Below are 14,203 nucleotides of genomic sequence, written 5' to 3'. Positions count from 1 at the left end.
CTGGACATCCATCCGGGCTGCTTCCTTTTTCAGTTCTGCGAGTCCCGCCGCTCCAACTGTTCCTCCAACAACGCACCCCACCGCTGCTGCCATCTGCCGATATCGAAAGCGAAAGCCGTGCGCCTTGCATCCGCGCCATACCGCAGCCTCCGTTCTTCGTCCATAAGAAGCTCACGCACAGCGGTATACAACGCTTGCTCCGTTGGCGAGACAAGGCGTCCGTTAAAGTCATCGGTGATCAGGTCGTTAAGGCCGCCGACATTGGTGGCGACTATGGCAACGCCGCAGCTCATCGCCTCCAGGCAGGAGAGGGAGGTTCCTTCCGAATAGACCGTTGGAATAACGGCGACATCCGCAGCCCGATAAGCATCCCGCACGGATGTGAACGCATAGGTATGATGCACGATTCGATCGCGATAAGGGTGACTTTTCAGCCAGGTGTAGAAAGCCAGTGCGACCGGCGTGCCTTCCACAAGCTCGCCGGCAAACTCCACTGTAAGCTTCGGCATCTCAGCGAGCAGCCGATCGGTAATGAGCATCATCGGCACGATGCCGCGCTCGTAGCTTAGCCGCCTTGGATAGAGCAGCCGAAGCCCGCGGGACACAGACTCCGGTTGAATAAATAGGTGTATGGCAGCTTTAATCGGCTCATTAGTGCTCGCCGCTGCACCTTCACTCCTAACTTCACTGGCTGCCGCCGCCGCATCACATCCATCCGGGTCAGCAACTTCTAATGCAAACTCCCCATTTCCATCCCCATCTCGATGTTCCTCCGATGCCTGTTCTCCATCCGCCTCAGTGACAACCCCCAGTTTCACTACCTTTTCCGCATACTCCTCAACCTCAGGCTCCTTATCCGCGGGTTCCTCATCTTCCAATTCCCCGCCCGGGGTAAACCACGCCGTATCCACCGAGTTCGGCAGCAGGACGAGCCGCTCCGCATCGTCATACGAGCAGCAGGAGCGGCAATAGGTCTGAAAATGAGAGTCGACGGTCACGATCCGCTCCAAGCCGCTGACCGCACGTTGAATCATAACGGCGACATCCGCTTTGACCGCCTCGCTCATATCATGCCAATCCCAGCTGACGCCGTGGCAAATCCCGATACTGCCCGTTACATACCGAATCGGATGCCACAGACAGCTGCCATAAATAATAAGTCCCTCAGCCTCGGCTGCCATCCGCTCGAACGCGCCGGCAATATCATTAAGCTCATAGGCAAAACCCCGCACGGCCACACCGTTATAGGTTGTTTCGAAGCTGCGAAAATACGACAGCTGATACACAACGGCACGCCAGCCTCGCGCCTGAATGACGCCGCATAAGTCGAAAATATAACGCTCCAAGCCCCCTCCGAACGGCTTCGAGTAAGCCTCGCCCTCCGAATACCCATTCAAGTAGCTGTGCGTCAGTATCGTGACCGTCTTCATGCTTTCCCACCTGCTTCCTCATCCTCCTGCCAGCGTACAAGATGCGGTTGGGGATCGAGGATGGAGGCATAGTGCTCCAAGCTGCCCCACTCGCCGCGGGGATCATTTTGCATATAGCGGTCGTATTTGGCCTTTCGCTGCGCATCGTCGCCGGCCCAGCCATAATGTTTGACTCGAAGCCCGGATTGAAAGCCTGTCAACGCGGAGCAAGAGATCGGCAGCCGCGGCACGTGATGGTTCCATGCCGGATAGAAGTAGGAGTAGAGCGGCAAGTAGCGGACAAGCATCATCGTATGCCGCTTATGCAGCTGCCATAACGGGTCGTCCCGATAGTAGGCGAGCGAGCCCCAGAAATCATACATGCGAAAAGCAACCCAGTCGTACCGATCCTGGTCGATAAGCCCTCGAATCTGCGACTTGGCCTTCTGCTCAAAAAATTCATCCGCATCAATAGACAGCAGCCAGTCCGGCTCAGTCCGCAAAGCCGCCTCCCACAGCAGCTGGCGAAGCCGCGCCTCTTCCCCGAACAGCGGCTGCTCCAGCCGCACCAACAATTTCACCTTCGGGAAGGAGCTGCAAATGTCCGGCGTCCCGTCGTCGCTCGCATCATCGACGATGACGATCTCATCGACAAACTCGGACAAGTCGGCCAGCGCGGCCTCCAGATAACGACCGGCCTCGTTACGAACCTGCATCATAGCCGTCAGCTTATTGCCGCTTGCCTTGCGAAGCGGCCGAGGCGCATCGCTCACGCATATTCCCCCTCTGCCAGCTGATGGGCTTTGTAGTCGACCGCGGCCAGTTCAGCTATTGCTTTCAGCGGTTCCATGCCGGTCATGGCGGCCTGCAGCATGGCATGCACGGCAGCATGCCGCTCGCCTTGCAGCGCCAGAACCTTCCCCTCCAGTTGCAGCCGTTTCAATCGGCCCTGCACACTGCGAGGCGACGATTCCATTAGAGGCAAAGCCGCATCGGGCCGTCCGGTCAGCAGATAAACATCAACCAAGAGCTCCGCAGCGCGACTTCGCACATCGGCATCCGGACCGGCGCTGCCGGCAAGCGGCTTCAACAGTTCTTCGGCGCGGCGGTAATCGTCATTCAACCGATAGAGCAACGCCGTGGCCAGTGTGTCTCTTCCTGCAGCCAGTAACCCAACCAGCTCCGAGAACGCGCCACGTTCATGTTCGGTGACTGCACTGATCCCATACGTATCAATCGCTTCCGAAAGCCGCCCTTGCAGCAGCCTTACGGCAGATAAGAAGCGAAAATAAGTCGTAATCGCGCCGGAATCGCCCGTGAAGATCGCCCGCTCGAACGCCGCCTTACCCAGCTGCTCGGCCTTATCGGCGTCACCAAGCAAATAGGAATAGACCGTTTGAAAAAAAGACTGCATCGCCGAAGGCAGCAGCAGCTTCAACTGCTCCTCGCGGAAATCACATCGGCGCAGCAGCTGCAGCCGCGCCAGCGAAGCAACCCCCTTCCCGCTGACGGCGTCGCTGACGGCTGCCGCGGCAATCGCGTCTGCCGCGGTGTCGATGCCATCCTGCATGAAGACGCGGCCGCGCCGAAACCACTGCTCGAAGTAGAACGGCTCCGAGCCGGCCACAACAAGCGTTGCCGCCGCGCACAAGGCGTCGCGGCAGTGCAAATATGCTTCATCCCCTTGTTCAAGCTCAGCGGGAAGAAGCATAATCAAGGCTTCCGCCTGTCTGCCGGCAACCTCATAAATCCAGCAGGGATGCGTAACGATCGCAGCCGTACTTGCCCACGGGATATCGGCAAGCGCCTCCGGCGCAATAGCGCGATAACGCTCCGGAGCACCGGCCATTGCGGCCGCCGAAGCTGCGACATAGACATCCCGCCCGCGGCAGGCCGACTCTATAATTGCACGATAGGGAAACGTTTCCCACGTGCAATGCGGGAACAACACAATGGTATCTGCCATTTCAGCTCATCCCACCGTTTGAAGGCACTGCCGCAGGGCAGCGCGCAGACTTTTTGACTCATCCATCCATTGTATGGGTAGGGGGCGATGAACATTCCGGTTATGCCCAGTCCGCGAAGGCCAGCGGCCCAATTGATTGCTTATAGCGCTTTCAAAGATTATCGATTATATTCAAATTCTAATCGTCCCTTGATCATCAATCACATCGACTGATCTCGCGATCAGCGTCTAAGACGGCGACATCCGTCCTTATTGGAGGGTTATCTATGAAGCGTTTAAAACCCATTTCACTTCAGAAGAAGCTGCTTTTCATTATGATTTTTCTCTATTTTCCGCTGCCGATCCTCGGCTGGATCTGGTATGAGCGGACTTATCAGGTCATTGAAAACAATGCGGTGGATTCCAGCATCCAAATGGTGAACCAGGTCAATTTGCATTTGGAGACGTATTTCACGGAAGTGCAGCGGACGATGCTGCCGATGCTGGCGAGCGATCTGACCGGGGCGTTTCTCAACAATCAGGATGACGACCCCATCAAACGGTATGAGCTTTCGTATCGGATCGAGAAAGAGCTGTTTGCCAAGATCGTCATGAATCGGCAGGATATTCAAGGCATCTCGCTTATCTCGGACCGCGTTAAGGCGACCTCCAGCTCCAGCTTTATGCTCGCGGAGCAGCGTTATTCGCTCTATCTCAAACGGCTGAAGTCGCCGGGCCGATTTCGGATTATGGGCTTCGAAGGGACGCCGAGCACTCGGGTCGTAGCGATGGCCATGAAGTTTAATCCGCCGCAAAGCAGGATGAAGCAGGGCATGCTTATTGTGGATCTCAAGCGCGATGAGATGGTTCATATCATTCAGCAGGTGCAGCTTGGGCGGACAGGCTTTGTATGGGTAGCGGATACCGCCAATCAAGTCATCTATCATCCGCAGGATGATCAGCTGTCGCAGGTTGTTCCGCCTAACTATCTGAAAGAGATGGGCACGAAGCAAAGCGGAACCTTCACCATGAACACGGATCAAGGCAAGAAGCTGGTCGTGTTCATCCGCTCGGATCGTACCGATTTGACCTTAATCTCAGAGGTGCTGCTGTCGGAGCTGAATCAATCCATCGTCACCGTCAGCCGGATTTCTATCGTTGTGCTCGTATTGCTGTTCTTGTTGTCGATGTTGGCTGCCAGCGGGGTGGTGTACTCCATTACCAAATCCCTGGTGAAGCTGCTGCAGCTCATGAAGAGCGCAGAAATGGGCGATTTCACCGTTAAGGCTCCGAATGAAGGCGGGCATGAAATTGGCAGCTTGTATCGCGGCTTTAATAAAATGGTCGAGGAAATCAAACGGCTCATTGAAATCGTGCATGTTTCAGAGCTGCGGGAGAAAGAGCTTGAAGTGAAGCAGAAGGAGTCGCTGCTGCATGCGATGCAAGCGCAGATCAATCCTCATTTTTTATATAATACGCTTGAGTTTATTAACTCCAATGCCATCGTGGAAGGAAACGAGAAGATAAGCAATATGATTGTCTCCTTAGGGGACATGTTCCGCTACAATGTGCAAAATCCGAACGGCGGCGTGCATTTGGCTGATGAAATCCAGCATATTGAAGCTTATCTCGCGATTCAATCCGAGCGGTATCCGACGTTTACATACCGGATTGACGTCGATCGTACGGTGGCGGCCTCGATTCCGGCTGTTCGTTCGACGCTTCAGCCGATTGTGGAGAACTGCTTCAAGCATGGCTATGAGCGGCATAAACTCCGTCCCGGCGCGATACGAATCGCCGGCGATATTGCCGATGACAACCGATTCGTGCTGGTGATCACGGATACCGGACAAGGAATGGCGCCTGAAGTTATGGAGCGTTACAATGCAGTCTTTTCGCAAAATGAAATCGACTCCTCGAACCGCTTCAGCCCCCAAGAGGGATCGCTGTCTATCGGGCTGCATAATGTGCATGCGCGCCTGCGGATGCTCTTCGGAGAACCGTATGGCCTGTACATTGCCGCTTCGGATGAGAATGGAACGACGATTCAATTAATGCTGCCGCTTCAGGCGAAAGCAAAGGAGGAGAAGCCCGATGAGCTACCGCATCTTGCTGGTTGACGATGAACCGATGATCAAGCTGAGCATGCGCAAAATATTAACCGACACGCATCCTGATTTCGTCATAGTCGGAGATGCGATGGACGGTCAAGAAGCGCTGGAAATGGCGGAGCGGGAGCAGCCGCATGTCATTATTACCGATATCAGCATGCCTGTCATGGGCGGGCTGGAGCTGATTCGCGCCATTCACGAGAAGGGCTGGAAACCGGAAATCGTGATCCTATCCGGGTACGGTGAGTTTGATTACGCGCGGGAAGCGCTGCGATATGGCGTGGCCGATTATATTTTGAAGCCGATTCGCGTCTCTGCCGTTAAGGAACTCATGATAGGGCTCTATGAGAAGCATCGGGAGAGAATCGAATGCTGCCGCACGAAGAGCGACCTGATGTTCCAATGCCTGCAAGTATCCGGAGGGTTGTTCGAGCTGATTTGGAAAGTGGACGAGCGCGGCGTGAAAGCGGCGGCCGAAGAGGTTGTGCGCATGATTCTGAGCTACGAGCTGCCGGATGAGCAGAAGAAAGAAAGCTTGCTCGACACCGCTGCCGCCATTCGGCATCAAGCAGAAGAGCGGGGAACGCCGCTTGCCTTCCATCTTGTATGGAGAGAGCAGCTCTCGGAGATGATACAGGACTTTCACGACATGCTTCTTCATGAGCTTGGTCAAGTAAGAAGCAGCCGAAATTGGGGGAAACACTCCCTCATTCACGAGGCAATTGCGGTTATTCAGGCCCGTTACGCCGATCCCCAGTTTAAGCTGGAAGAGCTGCTCTCGGTGCTCAATATTTCCGTCACGCATTTCTATAATATGTTCAAGCAGGAGACAGGCAAGTCGTTCATCTCCTACTTGATCGAATACCGGATTGAGCGAGCGAAGGGGCTGCTGAGTCAGCAGAAACAGCTCAAAACCTATGAGGTCGGCGAGCGGGTGGGCTATCCGGATTACCCGCATTTCACCAAGCTGTTCAAGAAGGTCGTTGGCGTCACGCCAAGCGAATACCGAAAGCTCGTGTAAACGCTATCATTCCAGTGATGAATAACACATACTCGTGAAGATATGTACATCCTCAATTCCGTTCATGTCCCCTAGTATAAGTCATGTAAACATTGCAGCTCGAGCGAATCACTATTCTGTTAGGGGGATGAAAGGATGAAATTTAGAAAGAGTACGGCTGTGGTATTAGGCTCGGTGCTTCTAACCGGGGGTTTGCTGGCCGGCTGCTCGGACAACGCAAAGGATGCGAATACGGGCAATGACTCCAATGGTGCAGCAACGAACACGCAGCAGAATACAGAGACAGATGCGGCAGCTGCGCCGAAGGTCAATGCGTTTGGCTGGACGGTTCCGGAGAAGACGATTACGATCGATTACTATTCCGCAGACAAAGAAAATCCCGACAAAGCGGCTAAGAAATTAGTTGCGATTCATGATTATATCCTCGAGAACTTCAACGTAGACGTGAAGAAAACCTCCTATGATGTGGATGGCAAAGAGAAGCTGAACCTGATGCTTGCTTCCAGCGATTACCCCGGCGTGATGTCTTCGATTGACAGCGAATCGCTGGACAAATGGCGCTCGCAAGGCAAGCTGATCGACTTGGCCCCACTGGTGGATAAGTACGGCCCGAACATCAAAAAGGAACTCGGTGCCAAATATAGCTCTTACTTGGACAAGGACGGCAAACTCTGGGGAGTGCCAAGAGGCTGGGGTTACCTGCCGATTCCGGATTTTAGCGCCCATATTCGCTGGGATTGGTATCAAGCGATGGGCTCGCCGAAGATCGAGACGCCGGATGATTACTACAATGTGCTGAAGCAAATGGTGGCCGATCATCCGAAGAATGCGCAGGGTGAGAAAACGTACGCGATTTCCTGGAACGATCAGGTGGGCATCAACAACGTAATGGGCATCTGGGGCTTGAAGGACGGCTACAAAGAAGATGCGAGCCACAACCTGACGCACTGGCTGAATACGTCGGAAGGTCTGGAAGCAGTGAAATATTATAATCGCTTCTACCGCGAAGGGCTGATGGATCCGGACAGCTTCCTGAACAAATTCGATGACTGGAAGCTGAAGTTCTCGAACGAACGCATACTCGGCCATATCGGACCTTGGTGGCAGTCGTGGAATGCCGGCCATGAGGTATGGAAGACGACCATGCAGGGCTGGACGGATGAGCAGCGCTACGTGCAAATCGGCTTGAAAGCGCCGGAGGCCGAAGCTGCTTACTTGTCGCCCAAAGATACAACGGGCTGGAATTACACCGTCATTACGGATAAAGAAGAACATCCCGAAGATATCATCAAATTCCTTGATTTTGAAATGACGCCAATCGGCACGCGTTTATTGGGCTGGGGGATTCCGAATTTGCCGGAGTCGGTCTGGAACTATGAAGAAGGCGGCAAATGGTCCTTCAACGAGGAGCACAAGAAGGAGCTGTTTGCGGGTACGCTTGATTTTGAGAAGGAAGATGAGCTCACGGGTTGGAATCAAATTTGGCTCGCCCATCCGCAAGGCCTCATGAGTGACGACAATAAGAGCACCGCTTGGTACGACCAGAACTTCAACATGGAAGACAAGTGGAAAGCGCTGATGAACACGAACCTGAAGGATACGATCTATGACAATACGGCAAGACGCGTCGTCTTCTCGGTGGATAATCCGCTTACCATCGTCAATCAGCAGATTGAAGATTTGATCAAAACCGGCTTCGCAAAGGCCGTCATGAGCAAATCCGAGCAGGAAGCCGTTAACGCCTTCAACGATATGAAGGACAAAGCGGAGAAGCTTGGTTTGAAAGACATCGAAGCTTTCCGTACCAAAGAGTATCAGAACAATTTGGCTAAAATGCAATAACGAAGCGGAAAGCGGGGAACCGTTCCTGTTCGGAACGGTTCCCTTTTTTCATAGGAAATGGAGGCACAAGTATGACACAGCTATGGAAAAGAGTGCGGCGCGAACGGCAAATTTGGCTGCTCTGCATTCCGATGATCGCATGGGTGCTTACCTTCTCGTATTACCCCATGTATGGACTGCTCATCTCCTTTCAGAATTACGTCCCCGGCCACTCCATGTTCTCCAATTGGATCGGGCTGGATAATTTCGTTCGCTTCTTCAAGGAACCGGACTTCCTTCAGATTATGCGCAATACGCTCGTCATCAGCTTCTTGAACCTGGTGGTTGGTTTTCCCGCTCCGATTATTCTCGCCCTGCTGCTGAATGAATTGAGAGGCCGACTGTTCAAAAAGACCATTCAATCGCTGTCGTATATTCCTTACTTTATCTCGTGGGTGGTGGTGGCCAACATCCTCATTACGCTGCTGGGAAGCGACGGGATTCTGAACGATATATTGCTCAGGCTTGGCTTCATTGATGACCCGATCGGATTCCTGACCGAAGGGAAGTATTTCTGGACCATCCTTGTGAGCAGCAATGTATGGAAGGACATGGGCTTCTCGGCCATTATTTATTTGTCCGCCATCGCCGGCATTGATAAGGAGCAGTATGAAGCAGGCCGGGTAGACGGACTGGGGCGCTTCGGACTTATTCGCCATATTACCATTCCGGGCATCCGCTCTACGGCCGTACTTCTGCTCATCCTCGCGATCGGCGGCATTCTGAATGCCGGCTTCGAGCAGCAGCTCTTAATCGGCAATCCGCTCACGCAGGATCATTACGAGGTTATCGATACGTATGTGTATCGCTTCGGCGTACAGCTCGGGAATTACTCCTACGGAACGGCCGTCGGATTGATGAAGAGCGGAATCGGTCTTATTCTCGTCATCGTGGCGAACCGTCTGTCCAAGCGCTACATGCAATCATCTATTTTCTAGGAAGGAGGACTGACCGCGATGGAAACCTCTTATATCAAGCCCTCTTTTGCAAGCCGAGTGGCGGATGTGCTCATCATCGCTGCTTTGCTGCTGCTGGCTTTTATCGTTATCTATCCGTTTATCAATCTGCTGGCGTTGTCCTTTAATGATGGCAAAGATGCGGCGCGCGGCGGCATTTATTTCTTCCCGCGCAAGGTTTCGTTCTCTGCATACGGGATGCTCTTCGAGAACGAGAAGCTGCTGAAGGGGCTTGGCTGGTCCGTTCTTCGTGTCGTAATCGGAACGGGCACCTGCTTGTTCGTAACGGGGCTCTTATCTTACATCATCAGCATTCGAACGTTCTCGGGCCGTAAATTTATGCGGATTATCTTCTTCATGACCATGTACTTTAGCGGCGGCATCATTCCGACGTATATTCTGATGAACCAGCTGCATCTGACGAATACGTTCCAGGTGTACTGGATTCCGGGGCTTATTAATGCGTATTTCATGCTGCTCATGGCTTCCTATATCTCCGACCTGCCGGAAGCGCTGTTCGAATCGGCACGGATCGACGGAGCAGGGGAGCTCCGCATCTATTGGCGCATTGTCATTCCTGTAGCGATGCCGGTGTTCGCCGCCGTTTCCATCTATGCAGCCGTAGGGCACTGGAACTCTTGGTTTGATGTTATTCTGTACAACTTTAACGGGAAGTTCGATACGCTCCAGGTGTACCTGCGGCGGCTGCTTCTGGAAGTGGAGGCTACGCAGCAAATTCGCGATCAACAGCTGCTGCTGCATAAGTTTCAGGGCTTATCTCCGCAGACGCTGCGTGCGGCGACGACCGTCCTCGTGACGGTGCCGATTCTGTGTGTGTATCCGTTCCTGCAAAAATATTTTATCGGCGGGATTACGTTAGGTTCTGTCAAATGATAACGATCCGGCTGCTTTGAGATAAAGGGGTTATGAAATGAGTCCGATATCCGCGTTAAGTCCGTTTAAGCTGACTTCTTCATCCGAAGCGCTGGAGGCTGCCGCGCGCTGGGCCAAAGGGCAGGCGCTCGCCTATGCGTCGGTAAGCGATCCGGTTGGACCGTGGTACGAAGCGGCACTGCCGGGGCGTCAGGCTTTCTGCATGCGCGATGTGGCGCATATGAGCGCGGGTGCTGCCGTGCTGGGGTTAGGGGCGCATACGAAAAATATGCTGACGAAGTTCGCCGAGCATATCAGCGAGTCGAAGGATTGGTGCACGTACTGGGAAATAACGAAGGACGGGCTTCCGTGCCCGGATGATTATACAAGCGATGATGATTTCTGGTACAACCTGCCCGCCAACTTCGATGTCGTTGACTGCTGTTATCGGCAGTATTTGTGGAGCGGGGACCTGGATTACTTGAACGATGAACGTTTTCTTGCTTTCTATGAGCGAAGCTTAAACGACTATGTACGGCGCTGGGATCGCGATGGTGACGGCATTCCGGACCACGTGAAGGGGGAAGGCCGGCGCGGCATAGCATCCTATGTGGAAGATTCGCTTACGCCTCGAGTGGGAGGCGATCTGGTAGCGGCGCAGTATGGCGCTTATGCCGCCTATAGTGCCATTGCTTCGCTGCGTGGCGAGTATGATAAAGCGGCGCATTATATGGCTTTGGCGGAGCGGCTGCAGCGGAGGTTCGACGCCGAATGGTGGAGTGAAGCGGAGCAGCGGTTCAGTGCGGCGATCTTGCAGGATGGCCGCTATCATACGGACTACTATTTGTCGGCGCACTATATGCCTGTTTATTTTGGACTGATCTCGTCCGGCGAAAAGCGGCGGTTGGCGGTGCAAGACATTATTCGCAACGGCGTCTCCAATGTGGAGGAGATGTCGCATTTACCGGATATTTATTATGCCGCGGGAGAGAAAGAAGCGGCCTATCGGGCTATTCTCACGTTGTGTGACGAAGGGACCGAACGCAGGGAGTACCCGGAGGTGTCGTATTCCGTTATCGGCAATATGGTGACCGGGTTGCTGGGCGTCCGCCCATATGCCGACCAACAGCTGATTGAGATTGCGCCGCAGCTGCCGGACGGGGTGAATTGGGTACGAGCGGAAGGGATTGCGATGCTGAACAATACGCTTCTTGTTGAAGTTCGGGATGGCCGCATTGCGGTAACTAATCAACAGGGGCCGGTGATCCATGTGCGCATTGGCGATAAGAGGGTTTCTCTGGCGGAGCGGGAGGCATTCAGCGCCTAGCGCCGGTGTCGCTGCTTTGAAGCGGGTTTTAGGCGAGTGCAAGAATCGCGCGGTTATAACAAAGAGGCTTTCCCCGGACGTAAAATATTGGAGCGGCTGCTGGGGTGCAAATGCTGCTCGTTATGCAACATCTTGCCCCTCGAAGCAGGAACAAACGGCGAAATGCTGCGTGTATTGCAACATTTCAGAGAGACTGGAAAGCCAGAGGGATGATTGAGCCGGAAATGTTGTAACACGCGCAACTCTTCCTCTGCGAGTGCTCGACTTAGCCGAGAATGTTGCACGGATTGCAACAAATGGGAACGAGAAAGGTCTGAACTGGGGTGTTCTAAAGGCGGGGGAACAAGGGTGCGCGTTCCCGTGCTGCAGTCGACCGGAATTAAAAAAGGATGGCAGCCGGGTAACCCCAGCTGCCATCCTTTTTTAATGAAATTAAGCTTGTTTCGAAGCTTCGATTTCGATCGTGAATTTCACTTCGTCGCCGATTAGAACGCCGCCTGTTTCAAGCGCCGCGTTGTAAGTCAGGCCGTAATCGCTGCGTTTGAAAGCGCCTTTGCCGCTGAAGCCCACTTTCTCGTTGCCCCATGGGTCTTTGCCGCTGCCTTCATAAGTAACGGTGAACGATTCTGTACGAGTCAAGCCGTGCAAAGTCAGATCGCCGCTAACGTTATATTCGCCATCATCTGTTTTGCTGATGGATGTCGATTTGAAGGATAGGGTCGGGTATTGCTCGATATCGAAGAAATCACCCGTGCGAAGGTGGTTATCGCGATCGGCATTACGAGTGTCGATGCTGCTAAGCGCAATGTTAAATTCAATGTTTGCTGTAGTCAAATCCGTTGGATCCGCTTCGATTACGGCATTAAATTCATGAAACGTACCTTTAACTTTAGCAATCATCATATGTCTGATTGTGAAATCAACACTACTGTGGCTTGCATCAACGATCCATTTGGACAAAGACATGAATTGACCTCCTAAATTTACTTACAATTTATAATAAGCTTAATATTATATAGTAAGTTTATTCGAGAAAGAAGGTCTTTGTCAATACGAATGTCAGAAAAATCCTGCCGCCTTATTGCGGCTCCGGATAAGGGAACAAATCGGCAATGCGAGTCGTTTGGCCGCTTTCGGTCGTGAATACAACATGCTCCCGCCGCAGTCCGCGCGGACTGTCGAGACCGCATGCCGCAGACAGCGAAAACAAACCTTCCCTCAGCTGCAAAATATAATTCATGACGCGCCACTGCTTCTCCTCAGGCGCAAGAGCGGCTTGATATTTCGCATCGGTTGTCGTAATGCCTGTCGGGCATTTGCCCGTATGGCATTGCAGCGCCATGATGCAGCCGTTAGCCATCATGAAGCCGCGCGCCGAATTGACGCAGTCAGCTCCGAGCGCGAGGGCGATTGCGACTTTATCCGGCGTGATCAGCTTGCCGGAGGCGAAGATCCGAATGCGCTCGCGAACGCCGAATTTGCGGGCGGTGTCGTCAAGGATGATAAGCGCCGCATACAGCGGCAGCCCCATGCCGTCGGCCATCGCCTTGAACGTGGCGCCGGATCCGCCTTCGGAGCCGTCGACTGTAATAAAGTCGGGATAGATGTCCAGCTCCAGCATCGCCGAGAATAGTGGCTCCAGTCGCTGGGGATCCCCGACAACGATTTTGATACCGACAGGTTTGCCGCCTGCTTCTTGCAAGGAGCCGATGAATCGCAGCGCTTCTTCCGGACTCGTCAGCAGCTCGAACCGATTAGGCGAATTGACGGTCTGGCCGACAGGGACGAGCCTTGCTGCCGCTACCGCCTCTGTAACTTTGGAGCCTTCAAGATGTCCGCCGCGGATCTTGGCGCCTTGATGGAATTTGAGCTCGAACGCTTTGATGTTCGGAATCTCCGCTTTGCGTTTGAACTCGTCTATGGAGAATTTACCCAGATTGTCGCGGAAGCCAAACATCCCCGGACCTATCTGGGAAACGACGTCTGCCCCGGTTGCGAGGTGAACGTGGGCAACGCCGCCTTCGCCCGTGTTGATCCAGGATCCGCCGGCCATCGCTGCGCCGCTGCCGGTCGATTGGATATAGTTCTCGCCTACAGCGCCGAAGGAAGTGGCAGATGCGCCAAACATGCCCTTAAGCCGCCAAGGCTGAGGGCGATCTTGACCGACAATGATGACGTCGTCATCCGCGAGGAGCCAGCGCTTCACGTTTTCGTCGACTGTTTTTTCTTTGCGCGTGAACAGACCTTCATCGGTAATGACGTATTTTCTGCCGGGTACAAGCTGGAGGTTGTCGACCTTAAGCTCGCTCGTCAGCTTGGGAAACATCGCATTGGATAAATAGAAGCCGGGCTTCTCGTAGTCGCGCCGGCCGCCGAAGGAGATGAGATCCGTGCGGTATTTGGCCGCGTACACGATGCCGACGAAATCGGCCCGCGAGAACGGTCTTCCTTCCGTATCATTGTCGAACCAATATTGGCGGAACTCCGGACCGAGCTTCTCCAGCAAATAGCGGACCCAGCCGAGAAACGGATGAGAGCGAATGATGGAATGTTTGGGCCGTTTGGAGAGGATGTACATATAGCTGAAGAATGCAAGCAGCGGCAGCGCAACAAGCAAGAAAACGGCTGTAATTAGAATCGTGGATACCATCTCGGACTCCCCCAGTTGTCATATTAACAG

Annotated in this window: 11 protein-coding genes; 6 read left to right on the top strand and 5 right to left on the bottom strand. The window is 53.7% G+C overall.

Annotation, left to right across the window (positions count from 1 at the left end):
* Positions 1 to 29: 29 nt before the first annotated feature.
* From I8J30_RS19495 to I8J30_RS19485, 3 genes are read right to left on the bottom strand one after another with little or no spacing between them, the layout of a single operon-like run.
* On the bottom strand, positions 30 to 1,430 hold the full coding sequence (locus tag I8J30_RS19495) for a glycosyltransferase family 4 protein (RefSeq protein WP_210660921.1): 1,401 nt from the start codon (positions 1,428 to 1,430) through the stop codon (positions 30 to 32).
* Complete coding sequence (locus tag I8J30_RS19490; protein WP_338044896.1) at positions 1,427 to 2,182, bottom strand: glycosyltransferase; 756 nt, start codon at positions 2,180 to 2,182, stop codon at positions 1,427 to 1,429. The genes I8J30_RS19495 and I8J30_RS19490 overlap by 4 nt, the downstream gene beginning before the upstream one ends.
* Positions 2,179 to 3,375 carry a hypothetical protein gene (locus tag I8J30_RS19485; RefSeq protein ID WP_210660918.1) on the bottom strand — a complete coding sequence of 399 codons (1,197 nt, stop codon included), beginning with the start codon at positions 3,373 to 3,375 and terminating at the stop codon, positions 2,179 to 2,181. The genes I8J30_RS19490 and I8J30_RS19485 overlap by 4 nt, the downstream gene beginning before the upstream one ends.
* 266 nt (positions 3,376 to 3,641) lie before the next feature.
* Between I8J30_RS19485 and I8J30_RS19480 the strand changes: the two genes are divergently transcribed.
* The 6 genes from I8J30_RS19480 to I8J30_RS19455 all read left to right on the top strand — a co-directional run bounded on the left by I8J30_RS19480 (position 3,642) and on the right by I8J30_RS19455 (position 11,523).
* Positions 3,642 to 5,474, top strand: coding sequence for a sensor histidine kinase (locus I8J30_RS19480; RefSeq protein ID WP_210660917.1), 1,833 nt, complete (start codon positions 3,642 to 3,644; stop codon positions 5,472 to 5,474).
* Positions 5,449 to 6,486 carry a response regulator transcription factor gene (locus I8J30_RS19475; protein WP_210660915.1) on the top strand — a complete coding sequence of 346 codons (1,038 nt, stop codon included), beginning with the start codon at positions 5,449 to 5,451 and terminating at the stop codon, positions 6,484 to 6,486. Before I8J30_RS19480 ends, I8J30_RS19475 begins: the two co-directional genes overlap by 26 nt.
* 135 nt (positions 6,487 to 6,621) lie before the next feature.
* Positions 6,622 to 8,328, top strand: a complete 1,707-nt coding sequence (locus I8J30_RS19470; RefSeq protein ID WP_210660913.1) for a sugar ABC transporter substrate-binding protein — start codon at positions 6,622 to 6,624, stop codon at positions 8,326 to 8,328.
* A gap of 71 nt (positions 8,329 to 8,399) precedes the next feature.
* On the top strand, positions 8,400 to 9,305 hold the full coding sequence (locus tag I8J30_RS19465; protein WP_240548199.1) for an ABC transporter permease: 906 nt from the start codon (positions 8,400 to 8,402) through the stop codon (positions 9,303 to 9,305).
* Positions 9,306 to 9,323: 18 nt separating this feature from the next.
* A complete protein-coding gene (locus tag I8J30_RS19460; RefSeq protein ID WP_210660911.1) occupies positions 9,324 to 10,217 on the top strand; it encodes a carbohydrate ABC transporter permease in 894 nt (297 codons plus the stop codon).
* A 37-nt stretch (positions 10,218 to 10,254) separates the two neighbouring features.
* Entirely contained in the window at positions 10,255 to 11,523 is a 1,269-nt protein-coding gene (locus tag I8J30_RS19455) for an MGH1-like glycoside hydrolase domain-containing protein (protein ID WP_210660909.1), read from the top strand.
* A 432-nt stretch (positions 11,524 to 11,955) separates the two neighbouring features.
* On the opposite strand, the gene I8J30_RS19450 is transcribed toward I8J30_RS19455, so the two are convergent.
* Complete coding sequence (locus I8J30_RS19450; RefSeq protein ID WP_210660907.1) at positions 11,956 to 12,489, bottom strand: YceI family protein; 534 nt, start codon at positions 12,487 to 12,489, stop codon at positions 11,956 to 11,958.
* 112 nt (positions 12,490 to 12,601) lie between these two features.
* Positions 12,602 to 14,173: an FMN-binding glutamate synthase family protein gene (locus I8J30_RS19445; protein WP_210660905.1), complete on the bottom strand. Its 1,572-nt coding sequence runs from the start codon at positions 14,171 to 14,173 to the stop codon at positions 12,602 to 12,604.
* Positions 14,174 to 14,203 lie beyond the last annotated feature (30 nt).

Origin of the sequence: Paenibacillus lignilyticus, from assembly GCF_017942085.1 — a bacterium.
Lineage (GTDB): Bacteria > Bacillota > Bacilli > Paenibacillales > Paenibacillaceae > Paenibacillus_Z > Paenibacillus_Z lignilyticus.
Note: the sequence above shows the minus strand (reverse complement) of the source record. Positions and strands in the feature narration are given on the sequence as shown.

What these genes read in the sequence shown, in the direction of transcription:
- I8J30_RS19495 (WP_210660921.1), bottom strand. Translation starts at nt 1,430, where the DNA reads ATGAAGACGGTCACGATACTGACGCACAGCTACTTGAATGGGTATTCG.
- I8J30_RS19485 (WP_210660918.1), bottom strand. Translation starts at nt 3,375, where the DNA reads ATGGCAGATACCATTGTGTTGTTCCCGCATTGCACGTGGGAAACGTTT.
- I8J30_RS19480 (WP_210660917.1), top strand. Translation starts at nt 3,642, where the DNA reads ATGAAGCGTTTAAAACCCATTTCACTTCAGAAGAAGCTGCTTTTCATT.
- I8J30_RS19475 (WP_210660915.1), top strand. Translation starts at nt 5,449, where the DNA reads ATGAGCTACCGCATCTTGCTGGTTGACGATGAACCGATGATCAAGCTG.
- I8J30_RS19470 (WP_210660913.1), top strand. Translation starts at nt 6,622, where the DNA reads ATGAAATTTAGAAAGAGTACGGCTGTGGTATTAGGCTCGGTGCTTCTA.
- I8J30_RS19465 (WP_240548199.1), top strand. Translation starts at nt 8,400, where the DNA reads ATGACACAGCTATGGAAAAGAGTGCGGCGCGAACGGCAAATTTGGCTG.
- I8J30_RS19460 (WP_210660911.1), top strand. Translation starts at nt 9,324, where the DNA reads ATGGAAACCTCTTATATCAAGCCCTCTTTTGCAAGCCGAGTGGCGGAT.
- I8J30_RS19455 (WP_210660909.1), top strand. Translation starts at nt 10,255, where the DNA reads ATGAGTCCGATATCCGCGTTAAGTCCGTTTAAGCTGACTTCTTCATCC.
- I8J30_RS19450 (WP_210660907.1), bottom strand. Translation starts at nt 12,489, where the DNA reads ATGTCTTTGTCCAAATGGATCGTTGATGCAAGCCACAGTAGTGTTGAT.
- I8J30_RS19445 (WP_210660905.1), bottom strand. Translation starts at nt 14,173, where the DNA reads ATGGTATCCACGATTCTAATTACAGCCGTTTTCTTGCTTGTTGCGCTG.